Annotated in this window: 20 protein-coding genes and 1 other annotated feature; all 20 genes read left to right on the forward strand. The window is 29.6% G+C overall.

Annotated elements, in window-relative coordinates; translation table 4 throughout:
• Nucleotide 1: 1 nt before the first annotated feature.
• On the forward strand, nucleotides 2-739 hold the full coding sequence (gene rlmB, locus STURON_RS00165; protein WP_075047894.1) for a 23S rRNA (guanosine(2251)-2'-O)-methyltransferase RlmB: 738 nt from the start codon (nucleotides 2-4) through the stop codon (nucleotides 737-739).
• A gap of 1 nt (nucleotide 740) precedes the next feature.
• Nucleotides 741-1,361, forward strand: a complete 621-nt coding sequence (locus STURON_RS00170) for a hypothetical protein (RefSeq protein ID WP_075047895.1) — start codon at nucleotides 741-743, stop codon at nucleotides 1,359-1,361.
• A gap of 41 nt (nucleotides 1,362-1,402) precedes the next feature.
• Nucleotides 1,403-1,561 (forward strand): 50S ribosomal protein L33, encoded by a 159-nt coding sequence (rpmG, locus tag STURON_RS00175; protein ID WP_075047896.1) that lies wholly within the window; start codon nucleotides 1,403-1,405, stop codon nucleotides 1,559-1,561.
• 1 nt (nucleotide 1,562) lies between these two features.
• Nucleotides 1,563-1,955 carry a preprotein translocase subunit SecE gene (gene secE / locus STURON_RS00180; protein ID WP_075047897.1) on the forward strand — a complete coding sequence of 131 codons (393 nt, stop codon included), beginning with the start codon at nucleotides 1,563-1,565 and terminating at the stop codon, nucleotides 1,953-1,955.
• Between the two features lie 11 nt (nucleotides 1,956-1,966).
• Complete coding sequence (gene nusG, locus STURON_RS00185; RefSeq protein ID WP_075047898.1) at nucleotides 1,967-2,593, forward strand: transcription termination/antitermination protein NusG; 627 nt, start codon at nucleotides 1,967-1,969, stop codon at nucleotides 2,591-2,593.
• A gap of 12 nt (nucleotides 2,594-2,605) precedes the next feature.
• Nucleotides 2,606-3,109, forward strand: a complete 504-nt coding sequence (locus STURON_RS00190; protein WP_144416168.1) for a peptidylprolyl isomerase — start codon at nucleotides 2,606-2,608, stop codon at nucleotides 3,107-3,109.
• 104 nt (nucleotides 3,110-3,213) lie between these two features.
• Nucleotides 3,214-3,648: a 50S ribosomal protein L11 gene (gene rplK, locus STURON_RS00195; RefSeq protein ID WP_075047899.1), complete on the forward strand. Its 435-nt coding sequence runs from the start codon at nucleotides 3,214-3,216 to the stop codon at nucleotides 3,646-3,648.
• 2 nt (nucleotides 3,649-3,650) lie between these two features.
• Nucleotides 3,651-4,337, forward strand: a complete 687-nt coding sequence (gene rplA, locus STURON_RS00200; RefSeq protein WP_075047900.1) for a 50S ribosomal protein L1 — start codon at nucleotides 3,651-3,653, stop codon at nucleotides 4,335-4,337.
• 24 nt (nucleotides 4,338-4,361) lie between these two features.
• Nucleotides 4,362-4,491 (forward strand) — a sequence feature (ribosomal protein L10 leader region).
• Between the two features lie 30 nt (nucleotides 4,492-4,521).
• The gene (gene rplJ, locus STURON_RS00205) at nucleotides 4,522-5,022 is read left to right on the forward strand and encodes a 50S ribosomal protein L10 (protein WP_075047901.1); all 501 of its coding nucleotides are present in this window, start codon (nucleotides 4,522-4,524) and stop codon (nucleotides 5,020-5,022) included.
• A 14-nt stretch (nucleotides 5,023-5,036) separates the two neighbouring features.
• Nucleotides 5,037-5,405, forward strand: coding sequence for a 50S ribosomal protein L7/L12 (rplL, locus tag STURON_RS00210; RefSeq protein ID WP_075047902.1), 369 nt, complete (start codon nucleotides 5,037-5,039; stop codon nucleotides 5,403-5,405).
• 141 nt (nucleotides 5,406-5,546) lie between these two features.
• Nucleotides 5,547-9,401: a DNA-directed RNA polymerase subunit beta gene (gene rpoB, locus STURON_RS00215; protein WP_075047903.1), complete on the forward strand. Its 3,855-nt coding sequence runs from the start codon at nucleotides 5,547-5,549 to the stop codon at nucleotides 9,399-9,401.
• Between the two features lie 16 nt (nucleotides 9,402-9,417).
• Nucleotides 9,418-13,182 (forward strand): DNA-directed RNA polymerase subunit beta', encoded by a 3,765-nt coding sequence (gene rpoC / locus STURON_RS00220; protein ID WP_075047904.1) that lies wholly within the window; start codon nucleotides 9,418-9,420, stop codon nucleotides 13,180-13,182.
• A 62-nt stretch (nucleotides 13,183-13,244) separates the two neighbouring features.
• Nucleotides 13,245-13,673: a ribose 5-phosphate isomerase B gene (rpiB, locus tag STURON_RS00225; RefSeq protein ID WP_075047905.1), complete on the forward strand. Its 429-nt coding sequence runs from the start codon at nucleotides 13,245-13,247 to the stop codon at nucleotides 13,671-13,673.
• 12 nt (nucleotides 13,674-13,685) lie between these two features.
• Nucleotides 13,686-14,309 carry a uracil phosphoribosyltransferase gene (upp, locus tag STURON_RS00230; RefSeq protein WP_075047906.1) on the forward strand — a complete coding sequence of 208 codons (624 nt, stop codon included), beginning with the start codon at nucleotides 13,686-13,688 and terminating at the stop codon, nucleotides 14,307-14,309.
• A 48-nt stretch (nucleotides 14,310-14,357) separates the two neighbouring features.
• Nucleotides 14,358-14,735, forward strand: a complete 378-nt coding sequence (locus tag STURON_RS00235; protein ID WP_236681166.1) for an MG406 family protein — start codon at nucleotides 14,358-14,360, stop codon at nucleotides 14,733-14,735.
• A 40-nt stretch (nucleotides 14,736-14,775) separates the two neighbouring features.
• A complete protein-coding gene (locus tag STURON_RS00240) occupies nucleotides 14,776-15,546 on the forward strand; it encodes a F0F1 ATP synthase subunit A (protein ID WP_144416170.1) in 771 nt (256 codons plus the stop codon).
• Nucleotides 15,547-15,618: 72 nt separating this feature from the next.
• Entirely contained in the window at nucleotides 15,619-15,888 is a 270-nt protein-coding gene (locus tag STURON_RS00245; protein ID WP_075047908.1) for an ATP synthase subunit c family protein, read from the forward strand.
• A gap of 1 nt (nucleotide 15,889) precedes the next feature.
• The gene (gene atpF, locus STURON_RS00250; protein ID WP_075047909.1) at nucleotides 15,890-16,429 is read left to right on the forward strand and encodes a F0F1 ATP synthase subunit B; all 540 of its coding nucleotides are present in this window, start codon (nucleotides 15,890-15,892) and stop codon (nucleotides 16,427-16,429) included.
• Between the two features lie 2 nt (nucleotides 16,430-16,431).
• Nucleotides 16,432-16,977 (forward strand): F0F1 ATP synthase subunit delta, encoded by a 546-nt coding sequence (locus tag STURON_RS00255; protein ID WP_075047910.1) that lies wholly within the window; start codon nucleotides 16,432-16,434, stop codon nucleotides 16,975-16,977.
• Nucleotides 16,978-16,989: 12 nt separating this feature from the next.
• The gene (gene atpA / locus STURON_RS00260; RefSeq protein WP_075048895.1) at nucleotides 16,990-18,561 is read left to right on the forward strand and encodes a F0F1 ATP synthase subunit alpha; all 1,572 of its coding nucleotides are present in this window, start codon (nucleotides 16,990-16,992) and stop codon (nucleotides 18,559-18,561) included.
• Nucleotides 18,562-18,563: the final 2 nt, after the last annotated feature.

Raw genomic sequence — 18,563 nt, forward strand, 5'->3', positions numbered from 1 at the left:
AATGACTAAAAATGATTTAATTGCTTATGGTAAAAATGTAGTTGAAAATATAATTATAAATAGACCAAAGTTAATTAAGAGACTTTTTATTTTAAAAGGTAATTCTTTTACTCCATCTATTTTTAGTACTATAAAAAAATATAATATTTTATGAGAATCATTGGATAAAGACATTTTTATCAAAATGTTAGTTGATAAAAAAAGTGTACATCAAGGATATTTAGCCATATTAAAAGATTTTGAATATGCAAAATTCTCTTTAACTGAAAATCAAAATATTAAAACTATTTTGATGTTAGATAAGATCCATGACCCACATAACTTTGGAGCAATTATAAGATCTTCAAGTTTATTGGGTGTTGATGCAATTATAATGAAGGACATCAATCAAGTTGATGTAACTTCTTCAGTAATCAAAGCTTCATCAGGTACTATTTACAATATTCCTATAATAAAAGTCAAAAATCTATCCTCTTCATTAGATAACTTAAAGAAAAAAGGATTTTGGATCTATGCTTCTGCTTTAAATGAAAAAAGTGTAAGCTTAAATACAATCAATATATATGAAAAAAAAGTTATTATTTTAGGTAATGAAGGAGAAGGTATCTCTAATAATCTATTAAATAATTCAGATTTTGTTTTTAAGATTAAAACGACAAATGTAATTGATTCCTTAAATGTATCTGTTGCTTGTGGAATAATTCTTTATAATTTTTTTATAAATAGAACGGAAGATTAAATTGCAAAACATATATTTTAAAACAAAAAGCATATTATCTGAAATTGTTGATCAAAAGTTTAAAAATAAAATAAATGAATCAGAGCTAACTTATTTAAAAAATATTTTATACAAAACAGTAATAAATGAACATAGAAAATTATCTTTTTTACAGTTGGATGTTGATGATTTTATACACACAGTATATAAAACTCTTATTGAAGTTGATGAAAAGTACGATAAAGAAACAAAAATACCATTACCAGCGTATGCAAACTATATATTAAAAAAGAGAATATTAGATTATGCAAAGTTTCTAAGAAGAAATAAGAGGTTAGCTACAATTGAAGCTATAAATAGTAATAGAGGCGAAATGTTTGGTTCTTATATTTCAAATTTAGATAAAGACTTAGATATATTCTCATTTAACAACTATAATTATATTAAAACAAGACAGGACGTAAGGATCATATTGAACACTTATTTGAATTCTAATGCAGATTCCATATCTAAAAAAGTCGCAGTTATGATATATGAAGGTCATAGCCAAAAAGAAATAATGGAAACATTAAATATATCTAGAAGAAAGTTTTTAATTATTAAAGAAAATTTAAAAAAATACTTTAATAGTTTAATAAATTAAGATAGTAATATATAATATTGTAAGAAAGTATTGTGAGTTAAATGTCAACAAGTAAAAATAAAGTCATTATTGTGTGTGTAAATTGTTTATCAAGAAATTACACTTTTAACAAAAGTTCTTTAAGTCAATCTGAAAGATTAGAAATTAAAAAGTTCTGCCCAACATGTAATACGCATGTTCTTCATAAGGAGACAAGATAAAATGGATGACAAAAAAAAGCTTTCAAAAGAAGAAAAAGCTAAATTGAAGTTAGAAAAAGCTAATACAAAAAAAACTTTAAAAGAAGAAAAGAAAAAACAATTTGATGAGTTATTCCAAACAATCCAAGGTCATGATGGAACTCATGAAGGAAAACTTAAGGCTGCCAGAAATAAAAAAATAAAAAAACATAAAGACAAAATTAGTTTAAAGCAAGTAGCTAAAGAAGGACCTGTAAAGTTTTTAAAAGAAATAAATAAAATTAAATGATCTACAAGAGAAAACCTTAGTATGAAGTTCTTATGGGTTATTGTTTTCATACTTATATTTGGTATATTTTTCTTTTTGGTTGACTATGGACTACAACATTTATTTGTAGAAATTAAAATAATTTAATAAGGAGTATTATGGCAATAGATTTAATTAATATGGAAGAAGAGTTAGCATCATATAAGGGACAATGATTTGTAATAAACTGTAATAGCGGGCATGAAGATAGTGTTAAAGCAGATTTACTTCAAAAAATTGAATCATCAAACCTTGAAGAAAAAGTTTTTGATATAAGAATATCAAAAAGCCCTGTTATGGGAAAAAACAATAAAATCATAGATAAAAATAAATTTCCTGGATATATTTTTATAAATATGCACATGACAGATGAAACATGATTCATTATTAGAAACACACCAGGTGTAACAGGTTTTATTGGTTCATCAGGTAGAGGTGCAAAACCTTTACCACTAACTAGTGAAGAAGTTTTTAGGTTATTGAATCAAGATGAAGTCTCAAACAAAGATAAGAAATTCTCAAAAGGTAATGCAAATCAGCCAAAAAAAGAAAAAGTCTTATTTGAAGCAACTTTTAAACTTAAGGATGTTGTTTTGGTTAAAGATGGGCCTTTTGCCAATACTGAAGGACAAGTAATTGAAATGGATTTCGAAAAAGGTATTGCCATAGTAAACATTGAATTATTTGGAAGAATTACACCAACTGAATTTGAATTTGCAAGTTTAAGCCTTGCATACAAATATTAGTTTAGGAGAGTTTTGAACATAAAAAAAATAAGAATAAATCTTGAAAATGGAAAATCTATGACATTCGAATTATTCCCAGATATTGCACCATTGACTTGTGCAAATTTTATAAGTTTAATAGAACAAAATTACTTTAACGGTTTAATATTCCACCGAGTTATAAAAGGATTTATGATACAAGGTGGAGGTCTTTTTGAAGATATGTCTGAAAAAAAAGGTGCAAAAGAAATTAAAGGAGAATTCTTGTCTAATGGATGAGAAAACAAACTATCACATGATAAAGGTGTTATCTCTATGGCTAGAACAATGGTAAAAGATAGTGCATCAAGCCAATTTTTTATTGTAACAGGAAACGCTAAATTTTTAGATGGAGAGTATGCAGCATTTGGCAAAGTTGCAGATAAAGATAGCTTAGATATAGCTTTAGAAATTGAAAAAGTTGAAACAAACTCATCAAATTTTTATGATGATGTACCTGTAAAACCAATAATAATTAAAAACATAGAAATATTATAAATAATTTACACTATATGTGATATTATTATTTATGGCAGATTTTTATTGTGGAAGTATAATTAATTTTATGCGATTGGACCACAGCGAAACAGGAGGTGTTTATCGTGGCAAAAAAAATCACACGTATAGCAAAACTTGAATTTATGGCAATGCAAGCAAAACCAGGAGCAGAACTAGCTTCACTTGGTATCAATATGCCTCAATTCACACAACAATTTAATGAAGCCACTAAAGATAGAGCGGGAGAAGTAGTACCTGTAGTAATTACAGCTTATGATGATAAATCATTTGATTATGTATTAAAAACAACCCCAGCTGCATTTTTGTTAAAAAAAGCAGCGAACATTCAAAAAGGTTCAAAGAAACCGGGAACAGAAATTGTAGCAACACTTGATGTTAGCGAAATAAGAAAAATAGCAGAGTATAAGTTACCTGATTTAAATGCAAACTCAGTTGAGGCAGCAATGAATACTATAGCAGGAACTGCAAGAAATATGGGTATTAAAATTGAAGGTATGTCTTCTAAGGAAGGTAAATAATTATGCCAAAGTTAAGTAAAAAGTTAAAAGAAGCACATACTAAGGTTGATAAAACTAAACAATACCCAATTAATGAAGCTATAAAAATCGCTAAAGAAACATCAACAACTAAATTTGATTCAACAATTGATATTGCATTTAATTTGAATGTAGACCCTAGACATGCAGATCAACAAATTAGAGGAGCGCTTGTGCTTCCTGGTGGAACTGGTAAAACTCAAAAAATCTTAGTTCTAACAAAAACAAAATTAAAAGAAGCAATTGACGCAAAAGCTGATTTTGTAGGTGGTACTGAATTAATACAAAAAATTCAAAAAGAAAATTGGTTTGAATTTGATGTTGTTGTCGCAACTCCAGAGATAATGGCTGAGTTAGGTAAAATTGGTAAATTATTAGGAACAAAAGGACTTATGCCAAATCCTAAAACTGGTACTGTTACAACTGATGTTGTTTCTGCAATAAATGATATTAAAAAAGGTAAAGTTGAATATAGAACCGACAAAGAAGGTAACATACATTCAATTATAGGTAAAGTTTCATTTAATGATGAAAATATATTAAAAAATTACAATGCAATTCTAGATGTAATTAAAAAAGCCAAACCAGCAGCAGTTAAAGGTACATATATTAAAAATGTATCAATATCTACAACAATGGGACCTGGAATCAAAGTTTTAGTTGATTACTAGAATTATTAAAAAAATAATGCTATTATATTTATGCTATTCATACCAAAGAAAGTAACGGAGTAAAATCTTAATAATGTTACCGAGGAATGATCATATTTGAATTATTTCAAATGTAATTTAACCTTGGTATTAACCAAGGTTTTTATTTGGTTAATAGTAATTTTACATAGAAGGGGGAACCGATTTGGCAACTTCAAGACCAGCGCATGCAAAAAAAACACAAGTAGTTAATGAAATTGTAAGTAAAATAAAAAATTGTAAAGGTATGGTTATCGCTGAGTATAAAAATCTTTCTGTAGCACAAATTACAGATTTAAGAAATCTTGCTTTGGAAGAAAATGTATTTATAAAAGTTTATAAGGATTCATTATTCACAAGAGCAATGGAAGAACTAAAAATAAACGGATTAGATGCATTTTTAACTCAACAAAATATATTTTTATTCTCAGAGGAAGACCCAATAAAACCTGCAAAACTTGTGGCAAAGTTTAGCAAAAAAAATCCTGATTTAAAATTAAAAGCAGGAATTTATGAAGGGAATGTAATGGATACAGCTGCAATAACAGAAATTGCAATGCTACCTTCAAAAGAAGAACTATACTCTATGTTTGCTTCTTCACTTATATATCCATTGAGACAGTTTATGTTAACTGTTAAAGAAATAGCTAATACAAAAAAAGATTAAAGGAGAATTACAAAATGGCAATTACAAAAGATGATATAATTAAAGCTTTAGAAGAAATGAAGTTAACAGAATTAAATGATTTAGTAAAAGCAATAGAAGATCATTTCGGTGTTGTTGCAGCTGCTGCAGTTGCAGCGCCAACAGCAGATGGTGGAGCAGCATCAGCTCCTTCTGAAGTAAGTGTGATGTTAACAAGTGCTGGTGGAAATAAGGTTGCAGTTATAAAAATTGTTAAAGAAATAACAGGACTTGGTTTAATGGAAGCTAAAAAATTAGTTGATGGTACTTTACCTGCTGCTTTAAAAGAAAATGTTAAAGTTGAAGATGCAGAAGAAATTAAAAAACAATTAGTTGAAGCAGGGGCTTCAGTAGATTTAAAATAATTACTTAAACAACTAAAAAAAATAGCAAGCATACATGCTTGCTTTTGCATTTTAAAAAAACTAATTTAAATCTATTGAAATACGTGTCTAATTAGTATAGAATCTATGTGCGTGTATTTCATTTTGATTGGGGGACACTAAATGAACTATAAAGTTAAAAAAATAAATGCGCTTGTTGAAAGAAGAGATTACTCAAAAGTATCTGGAAACTTAGAGCTTCCGAATTTGATTGAGTTACAAACTGCAACATTTGATTGATTTAAAAAAGTTGGTATTGACGAGGTTTTCTCTGAAGTATTTCCAATTATGTCTATAGATGGAAACATTGTTCTTTCTCTTACTAATTGAGAATTTAGAGAACCAAGAATGTCAATGGTAAAAGCAAAAGAAGAATCAAAGATTTATGATGCTCCAATATATGCTGATCTTTCATTAACAATACATATGGAAGATGTTGAAATATTTAAAAGTAATATAATTGGTTCGCCTGATGCCTTCTTAAAAAACTGACTTCAAGAAAAACTTGAAGCAAATACTATTGAATTTAAAAATGGTAAAGATAATCTTTACTTTTTTGAGTTTAAAAGTAAGTATGGAGATAAAGACTCAATCCAGATTGAATTAAAAGAAGAAAAAGATGACTTCTATATTGCCACAATTGATATATATAAAACAGGTGAAGTGTTCTTCGGAGAATTTCCATTAATGACAGATAGAGGTACATTTATAATTAATGGAAGCGAAAAAGTCGTTGTTTCACAATTGGTAAGATCGCCTGGAAGTTATTTCAAACAAGAAATGAACAGAAAAAATGGGGAAATGATTTATTTTGCTGACATCATTCCATCAAGAGGTACTTGATTAGAATTTGAACTTGAAACTAAAAAAACACTTGATAATAAGATAGCAAGTATTTTTAATGTAAAAATTGATAAGTCTAGAAAAACAACTGTATCAAGTTTATTAACAGCATTCAAAATGGATAAAGATGAAGTATTGTCATTATTTGATAATAACAGAGTTATGGAATTAAGTTATGAAGCTGATACATTAACTGGAGACTTAAATATAGACTATGAAAATCAAGTACAAGATATTTATAAAAAAATTAGACAAGGTGAAACTGCAACATCAGACGGTGCGAGCAAATATCTTTATGGTCTTTTATTCGACAAAAGAAAGTATGATTTAACAAAAGCTGGTAGATTTAAATTACAACAAAAGTTAGCAGTAAAAAATAGATTAATTGGAAGAATTTTAGCTGAAGATATAATTGATAAAAATGGTAAGGTTGCATTTGCTAAAGGATTAGAAGTTTCTAAAGATAATATAGATGAAATTGATTTAGTTTTAAGTGATGGTGCAATGATTAAACACATAAACTTTAATAAAGCAATTGAATCAGGTAACGAAATTCAAGTAATAAGAGTTTATAAAGATAATGATTTAAGAGATGAAATAGAAACAATAATTGGTATTACAAAAAATTCATCTGATGAATTTATAAATATTCCTGATATAGTTGCTACAATATCTTATGCGTTAAATTTGTCTAATGGAATTGGTGAAATTGATGATATTGATCACTTAGGTAACAGAAGAGTTAGAACAGTTGGAGAATTATTACAAAACCAATTTAGAATTGGAATGATGCGTATTGAAAAAAACGTTCGTGAAAAACTAGCTACTTCAAACCCATTTAAAATGAAACCATCAGGAGTTATAAATAACAAACCGTTAACTGCAATAATTGGAGAGTTTTTTAACTTGTCACAATTATCACAATTTATGGACCAAACTAACCCACTTGCAGAACTTACAAACAAACGTAGATTAACAGCATTAGGACCAGGTGGATTAAGTAGAGATAGAGCAGCACTTGAAGTTAGGGACGTTCACCCTTCTCACTATGGAAGAATTTGTCCTATCGAAACACCTGAAGGACCAAACATTGGATTAATTAATAACTTATCAACATACGCAAAAATAAACGAATATGGTTTCATCGAAACACCATATAGAAAAGTAAAAAATAAAAAAGTATATTTAGATCAATATGAATATTTAACTGCAGACAAAGAAAAAGAATACGTTGTAGCACAAGCTAACATAAAAATGTCTGAAGATGGTACTATACTTGATGATCAAGTTATCGCAAGATATCGAGGAGATGACATCATGGTTAATGCAGCAGATGTAGACTATGTTGACGTATCTCCTAAACAGATAGTTTCTATAGCCACATCTTGTATTCCATTCCTAGAAAATGATGATGCTAACCGTGCACTTATGGGTGCAAATATGCAACGTCAAGCTGTTCCATTAATAGATCCTGAATCACCTGTTGTTGGTACTGGTGTTGAATTTGAAGCAGCTAGAGACTCAGGAGATGCTGTTGTTGCAACTGAAGATGGAATAGTAAAATATGTGGATTCTCGTAAAATTATAATTGAGCAAAATAATGTAGTTAAAAATTACGACTTAAATGATTTCAACAGATCTAATAATGGAACTGCAATAACACATATACCAATTGTTAAAGTTGGAGATAAAGTAAAAAAAAGAGATATATTAGCTGATGGTCCTTCAATGGAAAAAGGTGAACTAGCATTAGGTCAAAATGTTGTAGTAGCATTTACCACTTGAAATGGATATAACTATGAGGATGCTGTTATAGTTTCTGAAAGAGTTGTTATTGATGATAGATTTACTTCAATTCATATTGATGAATATACAATCGAAAGAAGACAAACTAAACAAGGTCAAGAAGAAATAACAAGAGATATACCAAATGTTTCTGAGACTGTGAAAAAAAACCTTGATGAAGATGGTATAGTTGCAATTGGTGCAGAAGTAAAAGTAGGAGATATTTTAGTTGGAAAAGTAACACCAAAGTCTCAAACACAATTGTCTCCAGAAGATAAATTACTACATGCAATCTTTGGAGAAAAATCAAGAAATGTAAAAGACAACTCTCTTAGAGTACCCAATGGTGGTGAAGGAATTGTTAAATCTATAAAACGATTTAGTAAAGCAAATGGTCATGATTTACCAGCTGATATATTAGAAGTTATAAAGGTTTATGTAGTTCAAAAACGTAAAATCCAAGAAGGGGATAAAATGGCAGGTAGACATGGTAACAAAGGTGTTATCTCAAAAATTCTACCTGTTGAGGATATGCCACATATGGAAGATGGTACTCCTGTTGATATTATGTTAAACCCTCAAGGTGTGCCATCTCGTATGAATATTGGTCAAGTTTTAGAAATTCACTTAGGAATGGCTGCTCAAAAATTAGGAGTAAAAATAAGTACTCCTGTTTTTGAGGGTGTAAAAGAACAAGATTTGAAAGAAATAATGACTGAAGCTGGTATGACAAACTTTGGTAAGGTTAAGTTAATTGATGGTAGAACTGGTGAAGCCTTTGACAAACCAATATCTGTTGGTGTTATGTATATGTTGAAACTTTCTCATATGGTTGACGATAAATTACATACAAGAAATATTGGTCCATATTCTTTAATAACTCAACAACCACTTGGTGGTAAAGCACAAAATGGTGGTCAAAGATTTGGGGAAATGGAAGTTTGAGCACTAGAAGCTTATGGTGCAGCTTATACTTTACGTGAAATATTAACAATAAAATCAGATGATATAAAAGGTCGTATAAAAACTTACGAGTCAATTGTAAGATCAAAACCAATTCCTAAACCTGGTATTCCAGAATCATTTAATGTTTTAACCAAAGAAATTATGGGTTTAGGTTTTGATATGCACATGATTGATGAAAATGGTAACAAGGCACCAATAAGTGCTTATGATGATACTGAAATTGATATCGATGAACTAAATGACTTTATGGAAAATAGTTCAAACAATTTAGAAAACAATGATGATTTTGATGAGTTTGTAGAACCATCAGAAGAAGAACTTCAAGACTTAGATATTGAAGATTTCACTGACATAGATTTTGATGATAAAGATTTTAGTGAATAGAAGGAGAAACTAAGGTATGGTTAATAAAAATAAAAGAATGATAAAAATTGAGCTAGCTTCTCCTGAAGTTATAAGAAGCTGATCTCGTGGTGAGGTCACTAAACCTGAAACAATAAATTATAAAACACTCAAAACCGAGAAAGAAGGTTTATTTGACGAAAGAATATTTGGACCAACTAGAAACTATGAATGTAGTTGTGGAAAGTATAAAAAAGTCAAAAATAAGGGTAAAATATGTGAACGTTGTGGTGTTGAGATAACAGAATCTATTGTAAGACGTGAAAGAATGGGTCATATTGAATTAGAAGAACCTGTTACACATATTTGAATGCTTAAAGTTGCACCTTCAAGAATTGCTTCTATTCTAGATTTAAAAACTAAGGAAGTTGAAGAAGTGGTTTATTTCGTAAGTTACATCGTTTTAGACCCAGGTAATTCAAAACACCTTAAAAAAGGTCAAGTTTTAGATTTAGGTAATGGTAAGGCAAGTATTAAAACGAGAGAAAAACTTTTAAAAACACTTGAAGACTTACGTGAAAACTTGAAACAAGAGGAATTTTCTTTTAAACGTGCTACAAAATTAATTGAGCAATTAAGTACGACACAAAGTCCTTTTTCAATGGATGAAGCAGCCACTTTTATTTCAAGACACACAAATGCAAAATTTGGTATTGGAGCAAGTGCTGTTGAAGATTTACTTAAAGGTATTAACCTTGATGAGGAAATTAAAAAAATTAAAGAAGATTTAAAAGAGAAAAAAGGTTCAACAGATCAAAGTAAGCTAATGAAAAGACTTGAAATCTTAGACTCTTTAAAAAAATCAGAATCTAGACCAGAATGAATGATTTTAAGAGTTATACCTGTTATACCTCCTGATATTAGACCTATAATTCAATTAGACGGTGGTAGATTTACAACATCAGAAATAAATGACCTATATAGAAGAATAATAATAAGAAATGAGCGTTTAAAAAAAGTTAAGGCAATGGGAGCGCCAAGTATAATTGTTAATAACGAAAAACGTATGCTACAAGAAGCGGTTGATGCACTATTAGATAATGAACGTAAACCTAGGCCAGTTATTGGTAAAGATAAGAGAGCATTGAAGTCTTTAACTTCAATCTTAAAAGGAAAACAAGGTCGTTTCAGACAAAACTTACTTGGTAAACGTGTTGATTATTCAGGAAGATCAGTTATTGCTATTGGTCCGGATTTGAAAATGTATCAAGCAGGTATTCCAAGAGATATGGCAATAACATTATTTAAACCATTTGTAATTAAAAAACTTCAAGAAGATGGACATGCTGAAAATGTAAAAGTAGCAGAAAAATTAATATTGGCTAATGACTCAAAAGTTTGAGACGTTTTAGAAGAAGTAATTAAAGATAGACCAGTTCTTTTAAATAGAGCACCAACTCTTCATAGATTAGGTATCCAGGCATTTGAACCAAAACTAGTAAAAGGAAAAGCAATAAGGCTTCACCCTCTTGTTACAACTGCTTTCAATGCCGACTTTGATGGAGACCAAATGGCTGTCCATTTACCAATAAGCGAAGAAGCTGTAGCTGAGGCAAGAGCATTGATGCTTGGTTCTAAAGCGATTTTGGGTCCAAAAGATGGTAAACCAATTGTTACTCCTACTCAAGATATGATATTAGGTAATTATTATATTACAACTGAAGAAAAGGAATCTGATAATCCGGAGTTATTAGGTCAAGGTACTTTATTCTCATCATATAATGAAGTTATATTGGCGTATGAAACAAAAAGTGTTTCTTTAAATGCAGTTGTAGGAATACCTGTTAAAGAACTACACAATAAACCATTTGATGAACAAGACCTTGATAAAATTTTAATAACAACAGTTGGTAAAATTATATTTAATCAAATGTTCACAGAGAAGTTTCCTTGAATTATTAACTCTAATATATGGAATGCAGAGGCTGAAGTTAAGAAGTTTTTAGTTAGCATAGATACAAATATAAGAGACTATATTGAAAAAGATTACGTTTTACAACAGCCTATAAAGAAAAAAGAACTATCTTTAATTATAGAACGTTATTTCCAATCTTATGGAGCGCAAAAGACAGCTCAAATGTTGGATAATATGAAAGACCTTGGATTTAAATTTTCTTCTAAATCAGGTACTACAATAAGTGCAGCAGACGTTGTTGCATATACTGAAAAATTCGAAGATTTCAAAATTGCTGATGAAAAAGTAAAAAAAATTACTGAATTTTACAATTCAGGTATGTTAACTAAAACAGAAAAAAAACGTCGTGTTATTGCTGTTTGATCTAATGTTAAAGACACAATCCAAAACAAACTTGAACAAATATTAAAACATGATTTAAAAAACCCTGTTTTTGTTATGGCTGACTCTGGTGCTCGTGGTAATGTTTCAAACTTTACACAACTTGTTGGTATGAGAGGTCTTATGAATGACCCCAAAGGTGATATTAAAGAAATACCTATTAAATCTTCATTCCGTGAAGGATTAACTGTGTCAGAATATTTCATATCTACTCACGGTGCGCGTAAAGGTATGGCAGACGTTGCCTTAAAAACAGCTGACTCAGGATATTTAACACGTAGGTTAGTTGATATATCACAAGAAATAATTGTGACTCAAGAAGATTGTTCACCTGCCAAAGGATTTTGAGTTCACTCAATTATCGAAACAAAACATGACAATGTAATTGTTCCGTTAAGAGACAGATTAATTGGACGTTATACATTTGAAGATGTTGAAGACAAAAATGAAAATGTAATTGTTAGTGCAAACGAATTAATAACTGCAGAAGTGGCTGACAGAATTATTGAATCAGGAGTTGATGATGTTCAAATCAGAACTATATTAACTTGCGATACTGAAAGAGGAGTTTGCCAAAAATGTTATGGTATTAACTTAGCAACTGGAGAAGTTGTAACAATTGGCGAACCAGTAGGTGTTATTGCAGCACAATCAATTGGTGAACCAGGGACTCAACTTACAATGCGTACATTCCATACTGGTGGGGTTGCTGGTGGAGCTGACATCACCCAGGGATTACCACGTATTAAAGAATTACTTGATATAACAACTCCTAAAGGTTCTATAGCAATAATTTCACAAATTGATGGTATTGTTAAAGAAACTAAAGAAGAGGATGGCATTGTTTCTATTGTAGTCGAATCAGACCAAGACGAAAAAAGATACAAATCTCAATATGGTGCAATCCTTCGTGTAGCTGAAGGTGAACATGTAACAAGAGGGCAAAAGTTAACTGAGGGTGCTGTTAATATTAAAGAATTATTAGAAGTAGCACGTGTTGAAGATGTTCAAAACTATATCTTGAAAGAAGTTCAAAAAGTTTATAGATTACAAGGTATAGAAATTTCAGATAAGTATATTGAAATTATTATCAAGCAAATGCTTAATAAGGTAAAAATCATTGACTCAGGGGAAACTGAATTATTACCTGGTGAAGTTATTTCAGCTAAAGCTTTCAGAAACGAAGTTAAAGAAGCTATATTGAATAATAAAAAACCACCACTTGCAAAAAATGTAATATTTGGTATTAAGAAAGCCCCACTTGAGTCTGACTCTTGACTTTCATCTGCATCATTCCAAGATACAGCAAGAGTAATAGTTAAGGCTGTTATAAAAGGAAAAGTTGATAAATTAGAAGGTCTAAAAGAAAATATTATGTTAGGAAACCTAATACCTGCAGGTACAGGTTTAACTGGAAGTGAAGAAATTATTAAAAAAGGTAAAGAAATTTACGAACAAGAATATTAGTAAATCAGGGGTGTCCCTGATTTTTTTGCAAATAAATGGTATATTTAATCTAGGAGGATTATATGAAAATATTTATAGGTAATGATCACACTGCTATTGAAATGAAAAACAAAATAGTAGAGTACTTAGAAAATAAAAAATATGAAGTCATTAATATAGGAACAGATTCTTCTTCTGCAGTAGATTATCCTGACTTTGGTTATAACACTGCAAAATTGGCAGTTGAAAATAATACTTTAGGCATTGTTATTTGTGGCAGCGGTATTGGAATCTCAATTGCTGCAAACAAAGTTAAAAACGCAAGAGCTGCTCTTTGTTATGATGAGAAAGCTGCAGAAATGGCTCGTAAACATAATGATGCTAATATATTAGCTTTGGGTGCAAGAGTCATAGCTGTTCAAAAAGCACTTGACATTATTGATGTTTTTATTAGTACAAGTTTTGAAGGTGAAAGACACCAAAATAGAGTTAATAAACTAAATAATTTATAAGAAGGAGAATATATGTCATTTAATATAATTAAACACCCATTAATAATTGATAAACTTACAAGAATGAGAAAAGTTGAAACTTCTTCAAAAGATTTCAGAGAAAACCTTAATGAAATAGGTCAATTAATGGTATATGAAATTTTTAGAGATGTTCCTGTAAAAGAAATAGATATTAACACACCTGTAATAAAAACAAAAGGTTATACAATTGATATACCTGTTGTTTTGATTCCAATAATTAGAGCGGGTTTAGGTATGACGGAAGGTATTCAAAGGTTAGTACCAACTGCTAGAATTGCACATATTGGTTTGTATAGAAATGAAGAAACGCTAGAACCAGTACAGTATTATGCAAAAAAAACAAAAAATATAGACAAAAGTTATGTCATAGTTGTAGACCCTATGCTTGCAACAGGAGGGAGTGCTTCTAAAGCAATTGAAATAGCAAAATCATGGGGCGCGAAACAAATCAAGTTTGTATGTCTAGTTTCTGTACAAGAAGGTGTAGATAAATTACAAAGAGAACATCCCGATGTAGATGTATACACTGCAAGTTTAGACCCAGTTTTAAATGATGATGGGTTCATAGTCCCAGGTTTAGGTGATGCTGGTGACAGAATTTTTGGTACCAAATAATTTAAAAAAATTTAAAATAATTATTTATTTAGGAGTAATATTAAATTGATGGAACTGGATTGAACGATGAATGTATACAAAAATAAAAAATTTTTTTTATATTTAATTAGTTTAATCTTGGTTTTCTCAGTAATCTTAACTTTAATAATACTAAAGAAAGTTAATTATCCGTGATTAGTTGGTTATTTTTTAGGAATATCTTGTAGCTGGTCTGGTTTTTTTTATAATCAATTTTTAGTTAAAAAACTATTATCAACTATTGACCCTTTCTTGTACTTAATGTTGTTTATATTAAAGTTAGGAATTTACATAGTTCCATTCCTTATAAGTTTTTATTTACAAAATATAGTTTCGCCTATTGGAATTTTAATTGGTTTGTATGGTGTTTTTTTATTACCTTTTATAAAAAATAAAACAAATAATTAAAGTCTATATAGTTGATCTATTGAAAAAAGGAGGAGGTTAGATGGTCTCATTTTTGGTTAAAGACGGATTGTTTGATGGATGATTATCTTTAACTCCGCAATTATTTTCAATTTTTTTAACATTTGTAATAATATGCACGTTTTGTATTACTTACAATGTTAAAATTAGGAACCATGATGAAAATAAAGAGTTGTCTGGTTTTTTAGTGATTACGGAAATGTTTGTAAGTAAGGTTGAAGGTATAGTTATATCTGTAATGGGCAAAGAACATAGAAAATTAACTCCATATATAATGTACATTTTTATGTATATTGTTATATCTTCTATTGTTGCATTATTTGGTTTTGAACCATTAACAACTTCATATACAACCACACTTTCACTTGCATTTGTAACATTTATAGGAATATATTATTTTGGTATAAGATATCAAAAGTTAGCATTCTTTAAAAAATACTTAAATCCTGTTGAATTAGTTGGACAGTTTGTTCCTCTTATTTCACTTTCATTTAGGTTATTTGGAAATATGCTGGGTGGAAGTGTTATATTAGCACTTTTATACACAGCATTAATAAACTTTCAAGGTAGCTTTGCTGGTGGTTCAGAATCAGTTTCTCAATCAATAATTGGGGACTGAACTACACAGTATAAATACTTTTGGTCTGGTTTAAATATATTTACCATTATATTAATGCCATGACTTCATTTATATTTTGATTTATTTGATGGAGTAATTCAATCAATTGTATTCTCAATGTTGACATTATCATATTGATCTAGTGCAGCACATGGAGAATCTGAAGAAGAGTAAAAAGGAGACACATTTATGTTTGCAGAAGTTTTAAGAAATTCTTGTATTTTAACAGGAGGTTCATTGATTACAATGTTACCTATTTATACATTATTTTCACAATTTTTATTTTTAGCTGAAGGAGACGGTTATAAATTACTAGGTGCAGGTATCTGTAGTTTTGGTATGATAGGTGCGAGCCTTGGTCAAGGGTTAGTAGGTTATGGTGCTTGTCTTGCAATTGGAAGAAACCCAGAAGTAGCTCCAAAAGTTACTTCAACATTAATTATTACTGCTGGTTTTGCAGAATCTGGTGCCATATATGCTTTAGTTATTAGTATTCTTCTAATATTTGTTGCATAGTATGATTAATTTTTTAGATGATAGTCAAAAATATGGTCTACCAAATATTATTGAGGGTTTATTTCCAAACTTACCAATATTAATAGCACACATTTTATCAACAATTGTCATTATATTATTGTTATCTAAATTAGTTTACAAACCTTTTAGACAAGCAATAAAAGATAGAAGAAAAAAAATTAATGCATTATTAGATGAGGCATCATCAAAACAAACAATTGCAAATAAAAATAATGCTGATGCAGCAAGATTTTTAGAAAAAGCAAAAGATGAAGCAAAAGGTATTGTTGACTCTGCAAGATGACAAGCTGACAGTATAAAGTTTGAAATTATTAATAATGCAAAAAAAGAAGCTCAAAATATTCAAGAACATGCTAATAAGATTTTAGATTTTGAAAAAAATGAAGCTCGAGAAACTATAAGAAAAGAAATTATAGATATTGCTTTTGATGTTGCTGAAAAAGTTGTTGCTAAATCTATATCAAAATCTGATAACGAAAAACTAATTAATGATTTTTTAGATAGTATAGACGGAAATTAAGTATGGAAAACCAAAGTGTAATTCATAATTGAGCAACAGCATTATCAGAAATTGCGAGAGAAACAAATAAGTTAGATGTTTATATTGATAATTTAAAAGATCTTCTTAATTTATTTGAAAATAACTATGAATTTGAAAAGTTTTTTTCAAACAGTTTTATAAATGAAAAGGATAGAGAATTAATTATTGATAAAACATTGAAAGATAGTTTTGACATTAACATTGTAAATGCTATTAAATTAATGATAAAAAGAAAAGTGTTTGGTTCAATTCAACCAATTTTTAAATACGCATTAAAGCAAATTTGAGAGTACAAAAAAATTGAGCACGGTATCATATATTCATCATTTGAGTTACCATCAAATACTATTTCAATGATTGAAAAAAAGTTATCCTCTAAATTAGGTAAAACTGTGAACTTTGAAAACATTATAGATAAAGATATAATAGCTGGAATAGTTGTAGAGGTTGCAAACAAGAGTTACGACTTCTCAGTTAAAGGTAAAATAGAAGATATGAAAGTTAAAATTAAGGAAAACAGAAATTAAGAGGTGATCATGATGTCGCTTAAAATTAATGAAATATCAGAAGTAATTAAAAAGCAAATAAAAGATTACGAAAAAAAAATTATAGAGTCTGAAGAAGGTAAGGTGGCAAGCATCGGTGACGGTGTTGCCTTATTGTATGGTTTAGATAATGTAATGATGGGTGAATTATTATTATTTCCAAATGATATATATGGAATGGTCCTAAACCTTGAAGATGGTGCCGTTGGTGCTGTTGTAATGGGGGATGATTCTAAAATCAAGCAAGGTGACAAAGTTCTAAGGACTAAAAAAATAGTTGAAACTGCCGTTGGTGATGAATTATTAGGACGTGTACTTAACGGAATAGGTATGCCAATTGATGGTAATGGCCCTCTAAAAAATAAAAAATTTAGTTATGTGGAAAAAATAGCACCAGGAGTTATGTCTAGAAAATCAGTTAATCAACCTTTAGAAACAGGAATACTATCTATTGATTCAATTATTCCTATTGGAAAAGGTCAAAGAGAATTAATAATAGGTGATAGACAAACTGGAAAAACAGCTATTGCAATAGATGCAATTATTAATCAAGCAGGTAAAAACGTCAAATGTATATATGTTGCTATTGGACAAAAAGAATCAACAGTTGCTCAAGTTGTTGAAAAGCTAAAAAGAGCAAACGCAATGGACTATACAGTCGTAATATCAGCATCAGCCTCAGAACCTGCTCCAATGCAATATATTTCACCATACACTGGTGTCTCAATTGCAGAAGAATGAATGGCAAATGGTGACGATGTTTTAATAATATATGATGATTTATCTAAACATGCCATAGCTTATAGAACTCTAGCATTATTATTAAGAAGACCACCAGGTAGAGAAGCTTATCCTGGAGATGTATTTTATTTACACTCAAGATTACTTGAAAGAGCTGCTAGGGTTAATGAAAAGTTTGGTGGTGGAAGTATAACTGCTTTACCAATTATAGAAACGCAAGCAGGAGATATTTCAGCTTACATACCTACAAATGTTATTTCAATAACAGATGGTCAAATATTTTTGTCAGAACAATTATTTAATTCTGGTATCAGACCTGCTGTTGATACAGGTTTATCAGTTTCAAGAGTTGGTTCATCTGCACAAATTAAAGCCATCAAACAAACTGCTGGAACTTTAAAACTTGAATTAGCACAATATTATGAATTACAAGCATTCGCCAAGTTTGGAAGTGACCTAGATGATGCAACGAAAGCTACCTTAGATCATGGTTCAAAGATTGTGGAACTTTTAAAACAAAGACAATATAAACCAATATCACAAATTGATCAAGCTATAATATTACTTGCAATTAAAAAAAGACTTATTAAATGGTTACCTCTTTCAGAAATGGGAACTTACAAAGAATCAATAATGAGTTTTTTTACAACAGATAAAAATGGCATAGCTTTAAGAAAATTATTAGAGACAGAAAAAGAGTTTAGTGAAAAACTTGAAAAAGATATTTACAAACAACTTGTTCTACTTTTAAAAACTCAAACATCAAAAATAAAAGGTTGAGTAGTTTCTGACTATGGCGATGAAAAAGAATTTCAAGGGCTTTAGAG

Origin of the sequence: Spiroplasma turonicum, from assembly GCF_001262715.1 — a bacterium.
Lineage (GTDB): Bacteria > Bacillota_I > Bacilli_A > Mycoplasmatales > Mycoplasmataceae > Spiroplasma_A > Spiroplasma_A turonicum.